Below are 17,487 nucleotides of genomic sequence, written 5' to 3'. Positions count from 1 at the left end.
TTGGTATGCCTGAGGCTTACGTAACCCTTGTAGGAGCGGGTTTACCCGCGAATACGGTGGCGGCGGCAATGGTGAGCGGCGGGTGGAGATTGGCCAGCAGGCCCGGCCCTTTCGCGGGTAAACCCGCTCCTACGGGTACAGCGTTGCTCTCAGGTCAGGTGATCCCGCCAAAAATCAGATCTGCTCCAGCAACCAGCCTCTGAATGCCCGCAGCGACGGCAGTGCCTCATTCCTCGGCGGGTAGATCAGGTAATAACTGCGCTGGCTGGCAAACGCCACCCCCGGGCTGTACAGCTCTCCCTTGGCCAGTTCCTCCTCCACCAATATGCGCGGCACCAGCCCGATCCCGATCCCGGCACGTACCGCCTGGATCAGGTGCGAGGTCAGCTCGAAGCTCGGCCCCAGCCGCATCGCCCGGTGCGGCAGGCCATGATGGGAAAACCACTCGCCCCACGCATGCGGGTTGTTGGCCACATTCAGCAGCACCTCTTCACTGATCCGCGCCGGGCTCCAGCCCTGGCTGCCGACGCCGGCCTCCGGCGGCAAGATCACCACCAGCTCCTCGGCATGCAGGCGATGGCAGACAAGCCCCGGCAAGTCGTGGCTGGCCACGCCGATGGCGGCATCGATTTCGCTGGTGTCGAAGTTGATGGTTTCAATGCGTGAGTGAATGTGCACCAGCATGCCTGGGTGAGCGCTGTAGAACGCATGCAGCCTCGGCAACAGCCATTTCGAACCGAAGGTTGGCAGGGTAGCCAGGCGCAAGGTGCCAACCCCCGATTGATAGGCCAGTGCCTGCAAGGTGGCACTGCGGATGCGCCCCAGTGCCTCGCTCAGCTCGCGCTGGTACAGGCGGCCGACATCGGTCAGCTGCACCTGGCGCCCCTCGCGGCGGAACAGGGTCAGGCCCAACTGCTGCTCCAAGGCTTGCACCTGGCGGCTGACCGCGCTTTGGGTCAGCGACAGTTCGGCGGCGGCGCGGGTGTAGCTTTCATGCCGGGCGGCGGCCTCGAAAGCCAGCAGTAGTGACATGGATGGGGTCAGGTGGCGGTAATTCATTCATAAAAGTCATTGATAGCGGCAGGATTATCCGTTTGCCCCTGACGCGAAACTACAGGAACATTGGCCTATACGTCATCCCTGTATGCATGAACCCATGCCAGGGCGACAGGTATCCCGTGATCTAGCCCATATCAAGAGGCCATCCTTCGATGATCGCCCAGCTGTCCACCGTTGCACCGAGCGCCAATTACCCCGAATTCCTCGAAGCCCTGCGCAACAGCGGCTTCCGTGGCCAGATCAGTGCCGACTACGCAACCCGCACGGTACTGGCCACCGACAACTCGATCTATCAGCGCTTGCCGCAGGCGGCGGTGTTCCCGCTGGATGCCGACGATGTGGCGCGGGTCGCCACGCTGATGGGCGAGCCGCGCTTCCAGCAGGTCAAGCTGACCCCCCGCGGTGGTGGCACCGGCACCAACGGCCAGTCGCTGACCGACGGTATCGTCGTCGACCTGTCGCGGCACATGAACAACATTCTCGAAATCAACGTGGAAGAGCGCTGGGTGCGGGTACAGGCCGGCACGGTCAAGGACCAGCTCAATGCTGCGCTCAAGCCGCACGGGCTGTTCTTCGCCCCTGAGCTGTCCACCTCCAACCGCGCCACGGTCGGCGGCATGATCAACACGGATGCCAGTGGCCAGGGCAGCTGCACCTACGGTAAAACCCGCGACCACGTGCTGGAGCTGCACAGCGTGCTGCTCGGTGGCGAACGCCTGCACAGCCTGCCGATCGACGATGCCGCGCTGGAGCAGGCCTGCGCCGCGCCGGGCCGGGTCGGTGAGGTGTACCGCATGGCCCGGGAAATTCAGGAAACCCAGGCCGAACTGATTGAAACCACATTCCCCAAGCTCAACCGTTGCCTGACCGGCTACGACCTGGCGCACCTGCGCGACGAGCAGGGCCGCTTCAACCTCAACAGCGTACTGTGCGGCGCCGAGGGCTCGCTGGGCTACGTGGTCGAAGCCAAGCTCAACGTGCTGCCGATTCCCAAGTATGCGGTGCTGGTCAATGTGCGCTACACCAGCTTCATGGATGCGCTGCGTGATGCCAACGCGCTGATGGCGCACAAGCCGCTGTCGATCGAGACGGTTGACTCCAAGGTGCTGATGCTGGCGATGAAAGACATCGTCTGGCACAGCGTTGCCGAGTACTTCCCGGCGGACCCCGAGCGCCCCACGCTGGGCATCAACCTGGTGGAGTTCTGCGGCGACGAGCCGGCCGAGGTCAACGCCAAGGTGCAGGCATTCATCCAGCACCTGCAAAGTGACACCAGTGTCGAGCGTCTGGGCCACACCTTGGCCGAAGGCGCCGAGGCAGTCACCCGCGTCTATACCATGCGCAAGCGTTCGGTCGGCCTGCTGGGCAACGTCGAAGGCGAAGTGCGCCCGCAGCCGTTCGTGGAGGACACCGCAGTACCACCAGAGCAGTTGGCCGACTACATCGCCGACTTCCGCGCACTGCTCGACGGCTACGGCCTGGCCTACGGCATGTTTGGCCACGTCGATGCCGGCGTGCTGCACGTGCGCCCGGCACTGGACATGAAAGACCCGGCGCAGGCCGCGCTGGTCAAGCCGATTTCCGATGCCGTTGCCGCGCTGACCAAACGCTATGGCGGGTTGCTGTGGGGTGAGCACGGCAAGGGCTTGCGCTCGGAATACGTGCCCGAGTACTTCGGCGAGCTGTACCCGGCGTTGCAGCGCCTGAAGGGCGCCTTTGACCCGCACAACCAGCTCAACCCGGGCAAGATCTGCACGCCACTGGGCAGCGCCGAGGGCCTGACCCCGGTCGATGGCGTGACCCTGCGCGGCGACCTTGACCGTACCATTGACGAGCGCGTTTGGCAGGACTTCCCCAGCGCCGTGCACTGCAACGGCAATGGCGCCTGTTACAACTATGACCCCAACGACGCCATGTGCCCGTCGTGGAAGGCTACCCGCGAACGCCAGCATTCGCCCAAGGGCCGCGCCTCGCTGATGCGCGAGTGGCTGCGCCTGCAGGGCGAGGCGAACATTGATGTGCTGGCTGCGGCGCGCAACAAGGTGTCGTGGCTCAAGGGCCTGCCGGCGCGTCTGCGCAATAACCGCGCGCGCAACCAGGGCCAGGAGGACTTCTCCCATGAAGTGTACGACGCCATGGCCGGCTGCCTGGCGTGCAAGTCGTGCGCCGGGCAGTGCCCGATCAAGGTCAATGTGCCGGATTTCCGCTCGCGCTTCCTCGAGCTGTACCACGGTCGCTACCAGCGCCCGCTGCGTGACTACCTGATCGGCTCGCTCGAGTTCACCATCCCCTACCTGGCCCATGCACCGGGGCTATACAACGCGGTGATGGGTTCGAAGTGGGTGAGCCAACTGCTGGCCGACAAGGTGGGCATGGTCGACAGCCCGCTGATCAGCCGCTTCAACTTCCAGGCTACCCTGACCCGTTGCCGCGTTGGCATGGCCACGGTGCCGGCCCTGCGCGAGCTGACCCCGGCCCAGCGCGAGCGCAGCATCGTGCTGGTGCAGGACGCCTTCACCCGCTACTTCGAAACGCCGCTGCTGTCGGCCTTCATCGACCTTGCCCACCGCCTGGGCCACCGGGTATTCCTGGCGCCGTACAGCGCCAACGGCAAGCCGTTGCACGTACAGGGTTTCCTTGGCGCGTTTGCCAAGGCAGCGATCCGCAACGCCACGCAGCTCAAGGCCCTGGCCGACTGCGGCGTGCCGCTGGTGGGGCTGGACCCGGCGATGACGCTGGTGTATCGCCAGGAGTATCAGAAAGTGCCAGGCCTGGAGGGTTGCCCGAAGGTGCTGCTGCCGCAGGAATGGCTGATGGATGTGCTGCCCGAGCAGGCGCCTACCGCACCAGGCAGCTTCCGCCTGATGGCGCACTGCACCGAGAAGACCAACGTGCCGGCCAGCACCCGGCAGTGGGAGCAGGTGTTCGCCCGTCTGGGGCTGAAGCTGGTGACCGAGGCCACGGGTTGCTGCGGTATGTCCGGTACCTACGGGCACGAAGCCCGCAACCAGGAAACCTCTCGGGTCATATTCGAGCAGAGCTGGGCGACCAAGTTGGACAAGGAAGGGGAGCCGCTGGCGACCGGTTACTCGTGCCGTAGCCAGGTCAAGCGCATGACCGAGCGGAAGATGCGTCACCCGCTTGAGGTGGTGTTGCAGTACGCTCAGCGCTAAGGTTCAGGGCCTTTGGGGGCTGCTTTGCAGCCCTTCGCGGGTGAACCCGCTCCTACGGGGGATCGTGCACGCCAGGCGGGCGGGGTTACCCGCGAAGAGGCCGGCAGCGGCTTTCAGGCTTCTGTTGTACGGTCCCTGTCCCTACGCCCTTGGCGGTACAAATAGAGGCTCAACACCAACCCGCACGCTGCTGCAGCCGCCGCGAACAGAAACATCGAAGCAAAGCCGAACCCCGCCGCCACCGCACCGACCAATGGCCCGGTCACCCCCAGTGACAAGTCGATGAACAGCGAATACGCCCCCACCGCCGCCCCGCGGTTAGCTGCCGACACTTGGTTCACTGCCTCCACGCCCAATGCCGGAAACACCAGCGAGAAACCAAACCCGCTCAATGCAGCCCCCGCCAAGGCCAGTTCGGCGTTGGGTGCCAGCCACAGCATCAACAACCCGAGCGTTTCCACCGACAGGCAGGCGATCGCCACCTTGAAGCCACCGATGCGGTTGATCAGGTTGCCAAAGAGCAGCCGTGCGCTGATGAAACTGGCGCCGAACAGGCTCAGGGTCAGCGCCGCATTGGCCCAGCCACGGCTTGCATAGTAAAGGGTGATGAAGGTGGCGATGGTGCCAAAGCCGATCGAACCCAGGGCAAGCCCCGAGCCATGCGGGAATACCTTGCCCAGCACCCGCAGGAACGGCAGGCGTACACCGCTGACGATGGGTGCGGCTTGCTTGGGCCAGGCCAGCAGCAAACCGAGTACGCACAGCAGGATGATGCTCACACCCATGCTCCACAGCCCGAGGCCTTTGACCATCAGCACGCCCAGTGGGGCGCCGATGGCCAGCGCACCATAGCTGGCGATGCCGTTCCAGGAGATGACCTTGGCCGTGTTTGCGGCACCCACCCGGCCAATGCCCCAGCCGATCGCACCCGAGCCTACCAGGCTTTCGGCGCTGCCCAGCACCAGGCGGCCGACCAGCAGGCAAGCCAGGCTCAGCCAGGGCAGGTGAGTGAGGAAGGCGCAGGCCAGCATGAATACCCCGCTTAGCCCGCAGCCGGCCAGGCCGTACATGACTGCCTTCTTGCTGCCGTGGTTGTCGATAATGCGGCTGGCGCCAGGGCGGCTGAGCAGTGTCGCGAGGTACTGCACGCTGATCACCAGGCCGGCGACCACGGCACTGAAACCCAGGTCGTTGTGCACATAGCCGGGCAACACGGCCAGAGGGATGCCGATGTTCAGGTAGCCGATGAAGGTGAACAGGACGATGGAGACGACTTGCCCAGTGACGGCAAAGGACGTGGGACTGCGTGCTGGCATTGGGGATCCGTTGCTGCGGTAAGGATGGCAGTGTGTGCCGCCATCTTAACCACAGCAAGGGTGTTTGCGGGCGAAGCTGTCAGGCTGTAGTCAGTTGGTGTAATCGAGCATCCAGGTCACACTGAACTCGGCTTTCGGGTAATCCAGCCGCAAGCGCGGCAGGACGAAGCCGCCACAGGAGCGACAGGAGTCGAGCAGTGTGAAGACATCGATACGCTCGACCTCGGTGTGGCGGTGAAGCAGTCTGCGGTTCAGCGCGCTGGCGATGTGTCGTTCGGCATCGAGATGTCGCTTATGGACGCGCGTCCACAGGAAATCTGCGCGCCGCAGGATTGGCAGCTCGGTAAACCGCGGGTCTGGTGGGAAAAACTGGTTAACCTGGCGTGCATCGACGTAGTCCACTGCCGGTGTGAGGCGGGGCGTCGGGATGATATGCAATGCGCGCCGGCCAGGGCTGCCTGACAGGGCGAAGAACACCACGCGGCTATGGTCCCTTAGCGTGACACTGGCAAAGGCCAGGTTGACTGGATACAGGTGCTGACGCAAGGCGGCCATCGCGTTGTCGTCCAGCGACTGTGCACCTGCTGTCGGTGTGTAAGGGTGAGTGGCGCCGCGCGCGGGTAGCAGATCGTCCAGTATGCCTAGCATGTGTTGGCGGTCTGCGGCGCTGGTGCCGTGGAATTGCCTCCAGATCGGGATTATCTCCCGGTTCAATGCTGCGATGCCGCGACTGGCGGGGCCCGCCAAAGCGTCCTGGGCCGCGCTCTGCGTGAGGATGTTGCGCGCGTATTCCGGGAGCAGGCGCGACTCCATGGCTTCGATGAACTGCAGGAATCGCGAGGGGTGGCGGAGTTGCCATGTTCGCCCTTGTTCTATCCAGTCGCGCAGCAATCTGACCACGTTATCGACATCGCGCTGCAGGTTGGGGCGCTCGGCGACGATGCGGTAGGTTTCGCTGATTTCCAGGTACCGCTCGATGGCCTCGTGGTCGGTGATTCTCTCGAACCTGCGACGCAGCCCTCTGGGCGGATGTGGCAGCGAAGCTGGCAGTGCCGGGGCATCCAGCAGCCTTGTCTGCCACGCCCAGGGCTGATGGGGGGCGCCATAAAAAACTCCCAGATCGGCCTCGACGATCAACCACTGCTCACCGCGCCAGTCGATCAATGCGCCGCGCAGGGTGCGGCGGTCGGGGATGGTCCGTGCCAGCCCGCCCAGGCGCACGGGAGGGCAGTAGTCGGTAATCTGCCTGACTTGCTCGATCGGCATGTCCGCAGGCAAGCCAAAGCGTAGTTCAGGCGATGGGTCGACCACGATGCGCCTGTGGTACACGGGAGGCGAGATGACGCCAAGGCGTAACTGGGTTTCTTCGACGGGCAAGGCTTTCAATCGCCTGGGGTGATTAGGGGCGTGTACGACGACCTTGCCCTCGCGCACCATGACCTGCGCCCAGATGTCGAAGCGTGTGTGCTGGGGGCGATAACGAATCGGTACCGGCTCGATCCGCACGGTTTGGAAGGCGTGACTGACGTGTTGTCCGAATACGGGTGTGCCGGCGTCATTGGGTAAGGGCGAGAAGTTCAGGGCCATTTGCGCTTCGCCGCCGGTGTAAGGCGGCGGCACCTCGGTGGGTGGCTGGCCGAGTAGCGGCTCATGCGCAACCCGACGTAGCAGCCCCGAGGTGTTCGGTGTTTGAAGGCGATAGGCGGCGCCATGAATGATTGCATCGACCGTGGCATTGTCGCGGGGGATCAGTGTGGCTGTTTCGGGTAGCTCGCGTGGCACCGGACCATGGCTGTCGGGTATCTGGTCAAGTAGCACGGCATCGGGCGCCTGGCCCGGCAGTACCCTTCGCTGCGTCATGAGTTCCCGGGATTCGGGGGCGACCGTCGTCAGTTCGGGCGCGCTGCGCCAGCGCTTGGGCGGGGTAAGGCGCTCGCTGAAGTCGGGCGTGACGGGGATGCTGCTCCAGCGTCGGGCGGCGCGCGCGGCGTTCAGGCGTGCGGTGTTGGCGCTTTGGCCCAGCACGCCGGGAAGCTTGGCCAATGGTTTGAAGGCCCGTCCACCAAGCGTGACTGCCGCGCCTTTCAGCGCGGCGATGTCCAGGACACAAGCCAGTGCATCGCTGCCATCCTCTGGGTTCAGGCAACTCAAGCCCGGTATCAGGTTGGAAAACAACCGTTGCAAGTAGCGCCCAGTGCTCACGGACTGGCGCCTGGCCAGGAATTGTTCATGCGGGGTAGCGCCTTTGCCCAGTGCATGCAAAGCATCCCGATTGCCCAAGGCGATATCGCTGGCGTAATGCCTGGCCAGTGAGTCGAGGCGATCTTGCGTGGGGGCGATGAGCACTTGTCGCAAGGCGGGAAAGTCGGCAGCGATCCACGGCAGTTGTGATTGGTTGTATTCGCTGTAGAGCAGCGTCAATTGCTCGGCCAGGCGCGTCGGCGCTGTGTGGGCAATGAAGTGCGCTTGCCAGTGCAGCCGTTCGGGGAACAGCTCGTAAAGCCAATCGCCCTCTGTGCCCGGGGCATGTACGACGAAACCTTGGGTGGCCGTCTGCATGTGCCAGTCCGCTCTGGGGCTGGAGCCGTACTCAGGTCGGTTATCGGGGCCCACGTAGATCGGCCAGGTCACGGCATAGGCGGTCCAGGGGCCATCACGCAGGCGGTCCTTGATATCTTCCGGCAGGTGGCTCAAGCAGCGGTGCAGGATAGCTTGATAGACGTTGGTGGCACGCTGTTCCCAAGCGCCGAAGGCCACTTCATACCAGGCGGTCACGTCCGGCAGGCGGGGATTGCTTCGGTAGCCTGCGCCATGGTCAAGGTACATCAGCAGGTGTACTTGGCCATCCGCGTTGCGCGACTCGGGCGCTATCCGGCTCTGGAGCAACTGACGACGCGCCTCCTCGAAGCGGTCCGGGAGATCATTGAGGCTTTCAACGTCCCTGACCGCCAGGTAGCGATGCAACGCCAATTGCCATTGCTGGTGCGACCAGGGCGGAGGGAGCTCGAATGATCCGCGCAAGGGGGCCCACACCGCCAGCGTCTGGCGCAGTGCTTCTTCGGGAGCAGGGTCATCCTCGTGCAGGGCCTGGCGCATGACCTGTTCTGCGTTGTCGAAGGTCATCGATTGCTGGCGGGCGCTGAGTATCAGGGCTCCCTGGCGGATGCTGGCCCAGCGCAGGTCGGGCTCGAAGCTGAAATCGGCCGGGTAGCCACTGAGCAGTAGTTCGGGCGCGAAGCGGCGCATCAGCAGTTCACCGGCCAGTTGCGCAATCGCCGGGGTGCAGGCGAGACGGATTTGCACACTGTTGATCAGGTCAAGGCGGATTTCCTCGACGGGGAGCGTGGCATTGTCCGGGCTGAACAGCTCGAAAGCCATGATCAGCCCCGGCTGGCGGTCATCGGGTGGGTACAACACGTCGATCAAGGTTTGTTCGGCCAAGGCCAAGTGATCGGAGCTGGCATCCCATTCTGCCGAGGCGGCCAGTTCGCCGGCCCATCGGGTGAACATGGACGAATGCAGCAAGGCGTCGAGCGCTTGAGCGGCTGGCACATTCAATGCCGGGCCTGGGAGAAACGCCTTTCCATGCTGATCAGGTGTTACACCCGACGCTCGTTCGCGGGCAGTGGGCGGGCGGTAACGCCTGCCTTGTGCATAGACTGTCGCACCGAGGGCGTTGAACAGGTGGACGGCAAGGTGAACACCGGCTGGAGGCTTCAGTAGGTGTCTGGCCAGTGTGGGGAGGTCCAGGTAGTTGTCCAGCACCAGTGGACGGGAGGCCGATCGTGGGGGCCGGGGGGTAGTTGGCAAACTGGGGTACAGCAGCAGGGCGGCCGCTACGAAGCAGTCACGCTGGGTCAGGCACACCCGCCGAGCCCAGAGTGCCTGGGCAAGGCTGCAACTGGCATAGGGCCATGGATTGGGCAGGCCTTCGTTCAACCCGGCGATCAGTGAGGCATCGGTTGCCGTGATCACGATATGGGCCAGTTTTGTCTGCAAGGTCGCCACCAGGTTCGCCTCTACTTGGCTGCCGGCGGGGCGTCGCAGGGTGCGGTTGAAGTGCTCACGCGCCGGTTCACGGGCGAAAGCTTCGGTCAGCTGCTGGTGCAGGTCATGATCGCTCAGGTCGACGGGGAACAGGTCTGTGAAGCCCAGTGCCTGGTTGAAATGTTCGCGCAGCGATGTGGCCAGGTCCATTGGACCGGACAGGTCGCTGTGCAGGCGCACGCTTTCGGCGTCCAGGGTGTCTATCCGGGCGAGTAGGTCGGCGGCGTCAGTGATAGATGACATGGCTCTGCCTCTTTGCGGTTGGAGGCACGAGTCTGTGTAGGGCAGGGGCGGGGCAGGTGGTAGTGGGTTGTTACAACGTTGATTTTAGACGGTGTGAAAACGTGATGACGGGGGTAGCCCGCAGGTCAGCCGTTTTCACACAGTCGGGGATGCGCAGTTATTCCTGGTCAGCGCTGGATTGATCGTCACCATCCTGCTCGGCGGCAGCTGCCGGTTCGGCGTGAACGGTCACGGATGGCTCTTCTGGGTTCAGGCTTGGGAAGGGAAGATTCGGGATTTCATGCATCTCGTCGTTCCTCGCAAGTGTGAGTGAAAAGTCTGCGCCAGGCGCGTTTGGAGCTTCAAAAAGCTGGGGCAGGATACACAACTCTGGATGACAGTTTGGTTTTTTTCCCGGTCGTTTGTCGGTTTTGCGGGCGAACAGCGCACATATGCCCCATGAAAAAAGGGGCCTCTGGCCCCTTTTTTCTGGTGTTTACTTCCGGCCTTCAGCCGTTTCCGCCACCTTGTCAGTGTGTGCGCACATGATGAAGTCGTTGCGGTGCAGGCCTTTGATCGAGTGGCTCCACCAGGTCACGGTGACCTTGCCCCATTCAGTCAGCAGCCCTGGGTGGTGGCCTTCGGCTTCGGCGATTTCGCCCACGGCATTGGTGAACGCCAAGGCGTGCTTGAAGTTCTTGAACAGGAACACGCGCTCCAGCTCCATGTGGCCGTCACGTACTTCGATGTTCCAGTCCGGGATTTCGCGGATCAGCTCGGCCAGCTCTTCGTCGGTGACTTTCGGCGCATCGGCGCGGCAGGCTTCGCAATGGGCTTGGTTCAAGGCATTCATGAGGTGTTTTCCGGTTCGAGTTGTTATCGGCAAGGTCGCTCAGGCAGCGACCTTGGGTGGAAACTTCGGTGCATGCAGACCCAGCTGCATGGCTTTATGGACCATGCCCATGATGTCCTCGTGGGCCAGGTCGAACAGGCGCTTCATGTTCGGCAGTACGAAATACACCGGTTGCAGAATGTCGATGCGGTAGGGCGTACGCATGGCCTCGATCGGGTCGAAGGCCTGGTGCTCAGGCTCGTCAGACAGACTGTAGACGGTCTCTTTCGGCGACGAGAGGATGCCACCACCATAGATTTTGCGGCCTTGCGCGGTTTCCATCAGGCCAAACTCGATGGTCATCCAGTACAAGCGCGCCAGGTACACACGTTGTTCCTTGGTCGCGGCCAGGCCGAGCTTGCCATAGGTGTGGGTGAACTCGGCGAACCAGGGATTGGTCAGCAGCGGGCAGTGGCCGAAGATCTCGTGGAAGATATCCGGCTCTTGCAGGTAGTCCAGCTCTTCCGGGGTGCGGATGAAGGTGGCGACCGGAAAGCGCTTGCTGGCCAGCAGTTCGAAGAAGGTCTGGAAGGGGATCAGCGCCGGTACCCGGGCAACCTGCCAGCCGGTGGTGGCACCCAGCACCTTGTTGATCTCGCCCAGTTGCGGAATGCGGTCATGCGGCAATTTCAGCTGGTCGATGCCGTCCAGGTATTCCTGGCACGCACGGCCTTCGATCACTTTCAGCTGGCGGGTGATCAGGGTGTTCCACACCGCATGCTCTTGCTGCGGGTAATCGATAAAACCATGCGCATCGGGCTCGCGTGCCACGTATTGCGTCTGTTTCATGAGGCTCTCCTGGTGAGGGCTTTTCTTGTTATGTACAGGACATGCCTAAAGGAATATCCCTTAGCCAGCGGTTTTGCACGGGGGCGTGGCTCGGCCGCGAAGGGTGCCGACGTCGGTTTTCGTAACGATAATTTTACAAAACTCGGCAAGTGTCGGAAAATTCGAGGCATCTGGTTGATAGAAACGCGGTTTTTGTCAGCTTATCTTTACGACTTTTCTGCGCGGTGTGGAAAAACATCAGCGCTTCGAGAGCCCTCATGCGTATCAAAGTCCATTGCCAGAACCGCATTGGCATCCTGCGCGACATCCTCAACCTGCTGGTGGAGTACGGCATCAACGTGCTGCGCGGCGAGGTGGGCGGTGATCATGGCAACGCCATCTACCTGCACTGCCCGAACCTGATCAACCTGCAATTTCAGGCCCTGCGGCCGAAGTTCGAGGCCATTGCCGGGGTATTCGGCGTTAAGCGTGTGGGCCTGATGCCCAGCGAACGCCGGCACATGGAGCTGAATGCGTTGCTGGGAGCGCTGGACTTTCCGGTGCTGTCGATCGACATGGGCGGCAGCATCGTTGCGGCCAACCGTGCAGCCGCGCAGTTGCTTGGCGTGCGGGTTGATGAGGTGCCGGGCATGCCGCTGGCGCGCTACGTAGAAGACTTCGATCTTCCGGAGCTGGTGCGGGCCAACAAGTCGCGCATCAACGGCTTGCGCATCAAAGTCAAAGGTGATGTGTTTCTGGCCGATATCGCACCGCTGCAGTCCGAACACGATGACAGCGAGGCGCTGGCCGGCGCGGTGCTCACCCTGCACCGTGCCGACCGGATCGGCGAGCGTATCTACAACGTGCGCAAGCAAGAGCTGCGTGGCTTCGACAGCATCTTCCAGAGCTCGCGGGTGATGGCTGCCGTGGTGCGTGAAGCGCGGCGCATGGCGCCGCTGGATGCACCGTTGCTGATCGAGGGCGAAACCGGAACCGGCAAGGAGTTGCTGGCGCGTGCCTGCCATTTGGCCAGCCCGCGTGGACAGTCGCCGCTGATGGCGCTCAACTGCGCCGGGCTGCCCGAGTCGATGGCCGAGACCGAGCTGTTCGGATACGGCCCTGGGGCATTCGAAGGGGCACGGGCCGAAGGCAAGCTGGGGCTGCTGGAGTTGACTGCAGGCGGCACGTTGTTCCTTGACGGGGTAGGGGAGATGAGCCCGCGGTTGCAGGTAAAGCTGCTGCGCTTTCTGCAGGACGGCTGCTTCCGTCGGGTAGGTAGCGATGAAGAGGTCTACCTGGATGTGCGGGTAATTTGTGCAACCCAGGTGGATTTGTCCGAGTTGTGTGCCCGTGGCGAGTTTCGCCAGGACCTGTATCACCGGCTCAATGTACTGTCGCTGCACATTCCGCCTTTGCGCGAATGCATGGATGGTCTGGAGGGGTTGGTGCAGCATTTTCTCGATCAGGCCAGTCGGCAGATTGGCTGCGCCATGCCGCGCCTGGCACCGGCGGCAATGGACAAACTTGGGCAGTACCACTGGCCAGGTAATGTAAGGCAGTTGGAAAACGTCTTGTTCCAGGCGGTTTCGTTATGTGACGGCGGCGTGGTTAAAAGCGAGCATATCCGCTTGCCGGATTATGGCGTGCGGCAACCGTTGGGCGAGTTTTCGCTGGAAGGGGATCTTTCGCAGATAGTAGGGCGCTTTGAAAAGGCGGTGCTGGAAAGTTTGATGGGGGAGTTTCCCAGTAGTCGGGCCTTGGGCAAAAGACTGGGTGTTTCGCATACCACGATTGCCAACAAGTTGAGGGATTATTCGTTGGGCAAATCGACTGATTAAATGGCTGTAAGTTAATAGCCTGTTAATCAGGTGGTGAATGCTTCGCGGGTGAACCCGCTCCTACAGGTACCGCGCCGCATTCATGGTGTGCGAGGTACCCGTAGGAGCGGGTTCACCCGCGAAGGGGCCCGCAGGGCCCCCAATTCACAAGGTATCAGCCGTTGGAGCAGCCGTTCCCCATCACGCGGTATTCGAGAATGTGCGTCTGGCCCTTGGAGTCCTCGTAGGTCATGCGGGCTGGCACGACTTCGCAGACATTGGGCACTTCGCTCATGGAAATGACGCGAGCAATGTCCAGGTGCTGCGAGTAACTGTACTGTTCAACCGGAATCTGCTCGGCATCTTTGGCTTCGCCGGCCATCGCCGCGCCGCAAAGACTGCCAAGTACCAATACCAGTAAAGCTTTCATTTTCTTTTTACCTGTCTAAGGTCGTGAGGGGGCACGCGGCGCTTATGGCGCCGCGAGTACAGCGAGTGTTAACTATCGGGATTAGAGGGAAATTAACGCTTGCCTTCGTGGGGGCTGTTACCAGTTGTTAATCGCCTTGCCGTTGCTGGCGAGGTGAATTTTATGGCGGTGGCCAATGCTGAAACAGTGGGTGTTTTGATAAAGTGTTTTGACAGAATCTGTAACAATCCTGGGCCAATCGCCCTCCTTTTTTCTCCGGCAGGCTGTAACGCCCGCGCCAGAGCGCTTTGCCGGAACGGGTGTACCAAATTACTACCAACGTCGAATGGCTTTTGTCGCTCTGGTACAGTTACAAACGGTTCCATACAAAAACAACTATTACACCGAGGTAACACAGATGAGTGCGGCTCCACTGTATCCCGTTCGTCCCGAGGTTGCGGCCACTACCCTGACCGACGAGGCCACCTACAAGGCCATGTACCAGCAATCGGTGATCAACCCGGACGGCTTCTGGCGCGAGCAGGCCCAGCGTATCGACTGGATCAAGCCGTTCACCAAGGTCAAGCAGACCTCCTTCGACGACCACCATGTCGATATCAAATGGTTCGCCGACGGCACTCTGAACGTTTCCTCCAACTGCCTGGACCGCCACCTTGAAGAGCGCGGTGACCAGTTGGCCATCATCTGGGAAGGTGACGACCCTTCCGAGCACCGCAACATCACCTACCGCGAGTTGCACGAGCAGGTCTGCAAGTTCGCCAACGCCCTGCGTGGCCAGGATGTGCACCGCGGTGACGTGGTCACCATCTATATGCCGATGATCCCCGAAGCTGTGGTCGCCATGCTGGCCTGTGCACGCATTGGTGCGATTCACTCGGTGGTGTTCGGCGGCTTCTCGCCCGAGGCGCTGGCTGGCCGTATCATCGACTGCAAGTCCAAGGTGGTGATCACTGCCGACGAAGGCGTGCGTGGTGGCCGCCGTACACCGCTCAAGGCCAACGTCGACCTGGCGCTGACCAACCCTGAAACCAGCAGTGTGCAGAAAATCATCGTGTGCAAGCGCACCGGTGGCGACATTGCCTGGCACCAGCACCGCGACATCTGGTACGAAGACCTGATGAAAGTGGCCTCCAGCCACTGTGCACCCAAAGAAATGGGCGCTGAAGAGGCGCTGTTCATCCTTTATACCTCCGGCTCCACCGGCAAGCCGAAGGGCGTGCTGCACACCACAGGCGGTTACCTGGTTTACGCCGCGCTGACCCATGAACGCGTGTTCGATTACCGTCCGGGCGAGGTGTACTGGTGCACCGCCGACGTCGGTTGGGTCACAGGCCACAGCTATATCGTCTACGGCCCGCTGGCCAACGGCGCCACCACCTTGCTGTTCGAAGGCGTGCCGAACTACCCGGACATTACCCGCGTATCGAAGATCGTCGACAAGCACAAGGTCAACATCCTCTACACAGCGCCAACTGCCATTCGCGCCATGATGGCCGAAGGGCAGGCAGCTGTTGAAGGCGCCGACGGTTCCAGCCTGCGCCTGCTGGGGTCGGTGGGTGAGCCGATCAACCCTGAGGCCTGGAACTGGTACTACAAGACCGTCGGCAAGGAGCGTTGCCCGATCGTCGACACCTGGTGGCAGACCGAGACCGGCGGCATTCTGATCAGCCCGCTGCCTGGTGCCACCGGCCTCAAGCCGGGTTCGGCAACTCGCCCGTTCTTCGGTGTGGTGCCTGCCCTGGTCGATAACCTGGGCAACCTGATCGACGGTGCTGCCGAAGGCAACCTGGTAATCCTCGATTCCTGGCCGGGTCAGTCGCGTTCGCTGTACGGCGACCATGACCGCTTCGTCGACACCTACTTCAAGACCTTCCGTGGCATGTACTTCACCGGCGACGGTGCGCGCCGCGACGAGGACGGTTACTACTGGATCACCGGCCGTGTGGATGACGTACTCAACGTGTCCGGCCACCGCATGGGCACTGCCGAAATCGAAAGCGCCATGGTCGCGCACTCGAAGGTTGCCGAGGCTGCTGTGGTTGGCGTGCCGCATGACATCAAAGGGCAGGGCATTTATGTGTATGTCACCCTCAATGCCGGCATCGAGGCCAGCGAGCAATTGCGCCTAGAGCTGAAGAACTGGGTGCGCAAGGAGATCGGCCCGATTGCTTCGCCAGATGTGATCCAGTGGGCGCCGGGGCTGCCGAAGACCCGCTCGGGCAAGATCATGCGCCGCATCCTGCGCAAGATTGCCACCGGTGAATACGACGCCCTGGGCGATATCTCGACCTTGGCCGACCCGGGTGTGGTACAGCACCTGATCGATACCCACAAGGCGATGAACCTGGCTTCGGCCTAACCCCTTCCCGGCAATACCCCCTGCAAAAGCGGGCTTGCCCGCGAATGCGTCAGTTCAGGCTAAGCTGTCCCCTGACCTCACGCATTCGCGGGCAAGCCCGCTCTTGCATTGTTACCCGACAATCATCGGTTACTGTTCTGTCACCGGCCCCGCACAGGTTCGGGGCGCCAGGAAACAATTCCGGCCCGTTTCGGTGCGTCGGGGTCAGCATTTTGTGCATCAAGGCACGCTGCACTTGCCGTCGTACAAGGCTTTGCCAATAATAGGCCCAGGAATTGCTAGGTCTATAGGTTCTATTTCTTGCGCCATTGCATATTCTGCACTGGCTGTCAACATCGCCCGCGGCGGTTTCAGGCGCTTCTATAAGTAGTTGTCGCTTTGAAGAAATATCGACTACCGGGCTGTCGTTAAAATGCCACTCACTCGCTCGTGGTATGCGGCCTTGGTCGAACCCTGCGCGGCTCGCGTTGTACTCATTCGCATATCGGGCAGCTGTTACCTGCCTTGTATTGCCCCGTACCGATGGAGTTACCTGATGAAGAAGCTCGCACTGCTTGGCGCCCTGGCGCTGTCTGTGTTTTCCCTGGTGTCGCAGGCTGCTGAAAAACCGCTGAAAATCGGCATCGAAGCTGCCTACCCACCCTTCGCCTTCAAGCAACCTGACGGCAGCATTGCCGGCTTTGACTACGATATCGGCAACGCGCTGTGCGAAGAGATGAAAACCAAGTGTACCTGGGTCGAGCAGGAGTTCGACGGCCTGATCCCGGCGCTGAAAGTGCGCAAGATCGACGCCATCCTGTCGTCCATGTCGATCACCGATGACCGCAAGAAGTCGGTCGACTTCACCAAGCGCTACTACCTGACTCCGGCGCGCCTGGTCATGAAGGATGGCACCACCGTCAGCGACAGCCTGGACGAACTGAAAGGCAAGAAGATCGGCGTGCAGCGCGGCTCCATTCACGACCGCTTCGCCAAGGAAGTGCTGGGCGCCAAAGGTGCCACCGTGGTGCCTTACGGCACCCAGAACGAAATCTACCTGGACGTCGCAGCTGGCCGCCTCGACGGCACCGTGGCTGACGCCACCCTGCTGGAAGATGGCTTCCTCAAGACTGACGCCGGCAAGGGCTTCGCGTTCGTAGGCCCGGCCTTCACCGACGCCAAGTACTTCGGTGACGGTATCGGTATTGCCGTACGCAAGGGTGACAAGGCCAATGTCGACCGCATCAACGCGGCGATCGACGCCATCCGTGCCAACGGCAAGTACAAAGAAATCGAAAGTAAGTACTTCAATTTCGACATCTACGGTCCAGACTCGAAGTAAGACGTCGGGTTTCACCTGTGCAATGGTGCAAACAGCAGAGGCTCTGAGGTTTGCACCATTTTTCATTCTCTAGGTCGAGGACC

Annotated in this window: 11 protein-coding genes; 4 read left to right on the top strand and 7 right to left on the bottom strand. The window is 61.8% G+C overall.

What is annotated here, in order from left to right:
• Positions 1–174: 174 nt before the first annotated feature.
• Positions 175–1,059 carry a LysR substrate-binding domain-containing protein gene (locus tag N5D53_RS21365; RefSeq protein WP_003254537.1) on the bottom strand — a complete coding sequence of 295 codons (885 nt, stop codon included), beginning with the start codon at positions 1,057–1,059 and terminating at the stop codon, positions 175–177.
• A 152-nt stretch (positions 1,060–1,211) separates the two neighbouring features.
• Here N5D53_RS21365 and N5D53_RS21360 point away from each other — a divergent pair, with 152 nt between their 5' ends.
• The gene (locus N5D53_RS21360) at positions 1,212–4,232 is read left to right on the top strand and encodes an FAD-binding and (Fe-S)-binding domain-containing protein (RefSeq protein ID WP_190869609.1); all 3,021 of its coding nucleotides are present in this window, start codon (positions 1,212–1,214) and stop codon (positions 4,230–4,232) included.
• Positions 4,233–4,345: 113 nt separating this feature from the next.
• Here N5D53_RS21360 and N5D53_RS21355 read toward each other — a convergent pair whose 3' ends face one another.
• The 5 genes from N5D53_RS21355 to phhA all read right to left on the bottom strand — a co-directional run bounded on the left by N5D53_RS21355 (position 4,346) and on the right by phhA (position 11,498).
• Positions 4,346–5,548: an MFS transporter gene (locus tag N5D53_RS21355; protein WP_279840750.1), complete on the bottom strand. Its 1,203-nt coding sequence runs from the start codon at positions 5,546–5,548 to the stop codon at positions 4,346–4,348.
• Positions 5,549–5,638: 90 nt separating this feature from the next.
• Positions 5,639–9,838 (bottom strand): deaminase domain-containing protein, encoded by a 4,200-nt coding sequence (locus tag N5D53_RS21350; RefSeq protein ID WP_279840748.1) that lies wholly within the window; start codon positions 9,836–9,838, stop codon positions 5,639–5,641.
• A 157-nt stretch (positions 9,839–9,995) separates the two neighbouring features.
• Entirely contained in the window at positions 9,996–10,124 is a 129-nt protein-coding gene (locus N5D53_RS21345; RefSeq protein WP_003254533.1) for a hypothetical protein, read from the bottom strand.
• 189 nt (positions 10,125–10,313) lie between these two features.
• Entirely contained in the window at positions 10,314–10,670 is a 357-nt protein-coding gene (locus N5D53_RS21340; protein WP_279840747.1) for a 4a-hydroxytetrahydrobiopterin dehydratase, read from the bottom strand.
• 39 nt (positions 10,671–10,709) lie between these two features.
• Complete coding sequence (gene phhA / locus N5D53_RS21335; protein ID WP_003254528.1) at positions 10,710–11,498, bottom strand: phenylalanine 4-monooxygenase; 789 nt, start codon at positions 11,496–11,498, stop codon at positions 10,710–10,712.
• Between the two features lie 257 nt (positions 11,499–11,755).
• Here phhA and N5D53_RS21330 point away from each other — a divergent pair, with 257 nt between their 5' ends.
• Positions 11,756–13,315, top strand: a complete 1,560-nt coding sequence (locus N5D53_RS21330) for a sigma-54-dependent phenylalanine hydroxylase transcriptional regulator PhhR (protein WP_014590097.1) — start codon at positions 11,756–11,758, stop codon at positions 13,313–13,315.
• Between the two features lie 154 nt (positions 13,316–13,469).
• Here the strand turns inward: N5D53_RS21330 and N5D53_RS21325 are convergent, their stop codons facing one another.
• On the bottom strand, positions 13,470–13,724 hold the full coding sequence (locus tag N5D53_RS21325) for a DUF2790 domain-containing protein (protein ID WP_014590098.1): 255 nt from the start codon (positions 13,722–13,724) through the stop codon (positions 13,470–13,472).
• A 397-nt stretch (positions 13,725–14,121) separates the two neighbouring features.
• Here N5D53_RS21325 and acs point away from each other — a divergent pair, with 397 nt between their 5' ends.
• Positions 14,122–16,083, top strand: a complete 1,962-nt coding sequence (gene acs, locus N5D53_RS21320) for an acetate--CoA ligase (RefSeq protein WP_003254525.1) — start codon at positions 14,122–14,124, stop codon at positions 16,081–16,083.
• A 535-nt stretch (positions 16,084–16,618) separates the two neighbouring features.
• Positions 16,619–17,404: an ABC transporter substrate-binding protein gene (locus N5D53_RS21315; RefSeq protein ID WP_003254524.1), complete on the top strand. Its 786-nt coding sequence runs from the start codon at positions 16,619–16,621 to the stop codon at positions 17,402–17,404.
• Positions 17,405–17,487 lie beyond the last annotated feature (83 nt).

The organism is Pseudomonas sp. GD03862 (assembly GCF_029840855.1).
GTDB classification, from domain to species: Bacteria; Pseudomonadota; Gammaproteobacteria; order Pseudomonadales; family Pseudomonadaceae; genus Aquipseudomonas; species Aquipseudomonas alloputida.
Note: the sequence above shows the minus strand (reverse complement) of the source record. Positions and strands in the feature narration are given on the sequence as shown.

Coding starts and splice junctions, on each gene's coding strand:
- N5D53_RS21365 (WP_003254537.1), bottom strand. CDS start 1,059: ATGAATTACCGCCACCTGACCCCATCCATGTCACTACTGCTGGCTTTC.
- N5D53_RS21330 (WP_014590097.1), top strand. CDS start 11,756: ATGCGTATCAAAGTCCATTGCCAGAACCGCATTGGCATCCTGCGCGAC.
- N5D53_RS21350 (WP_279840748.1), bottom strand. CDS start 9,838: ATGTCATCTATCACTGACGCCGCCGACCTACTCGCCCGGATAGACACC.
- N5D53_RS21355 (WP_279840750.1), bottom strand. CDS start 5,548: ATGCCAGCACGCAGTCCCACGTCCTTTGCCGTCACTGGGCAAGTCGTC.
- phhA (WP_003254528.1), bottom strand. CDS start 11,498: ATGAAACAGACGCAATACGTGGCACGCGAGCCCGATGCGCATGGTTTT.
- N5D53_RS21345 (WP_003254533.1), bottom strand. CDS start 10,124: ATGCATGAAATCCCGAATCTTCCCTTCCCAAGCCTGAACCCAGAAGAG.
- N5D53_RS21325 (WP_014590098.1), bottom strand. CDS start 13,724: ATGAAAGCTTTACTGGTATTGGTACTTGGCAGTCTTTGCGGCGCGGCG.
- N5D53_RS21360 (WP_190869609.1), top strand. CDS start 1,212: ATGATCGCCCAGCTGTCCACCGTTGCACCGAGCGCCAATTACCCCGAA.
- N5D53_RS21340 (WP_279840747.1), bottom strand. CDS start 10,670: ATGAATGCCTTGAACCAAGCCCATTGCGAAGCCTGCCGCGCCGATGCG.
- acs (WP_003254525.1), top strand. CDS start 14,122: ATGAGTGCGGCTCCACTGTATCCCGTTCGTCCCGAGGTTGCGGCCACT.
- N5D53_RS21315 (WP_003254524.1), top strand. CDS start 16,619: ATGAAGAAGCTCGCACTGCTTGGCGCCCTGGCGCTGTCTGTGTTTTCC.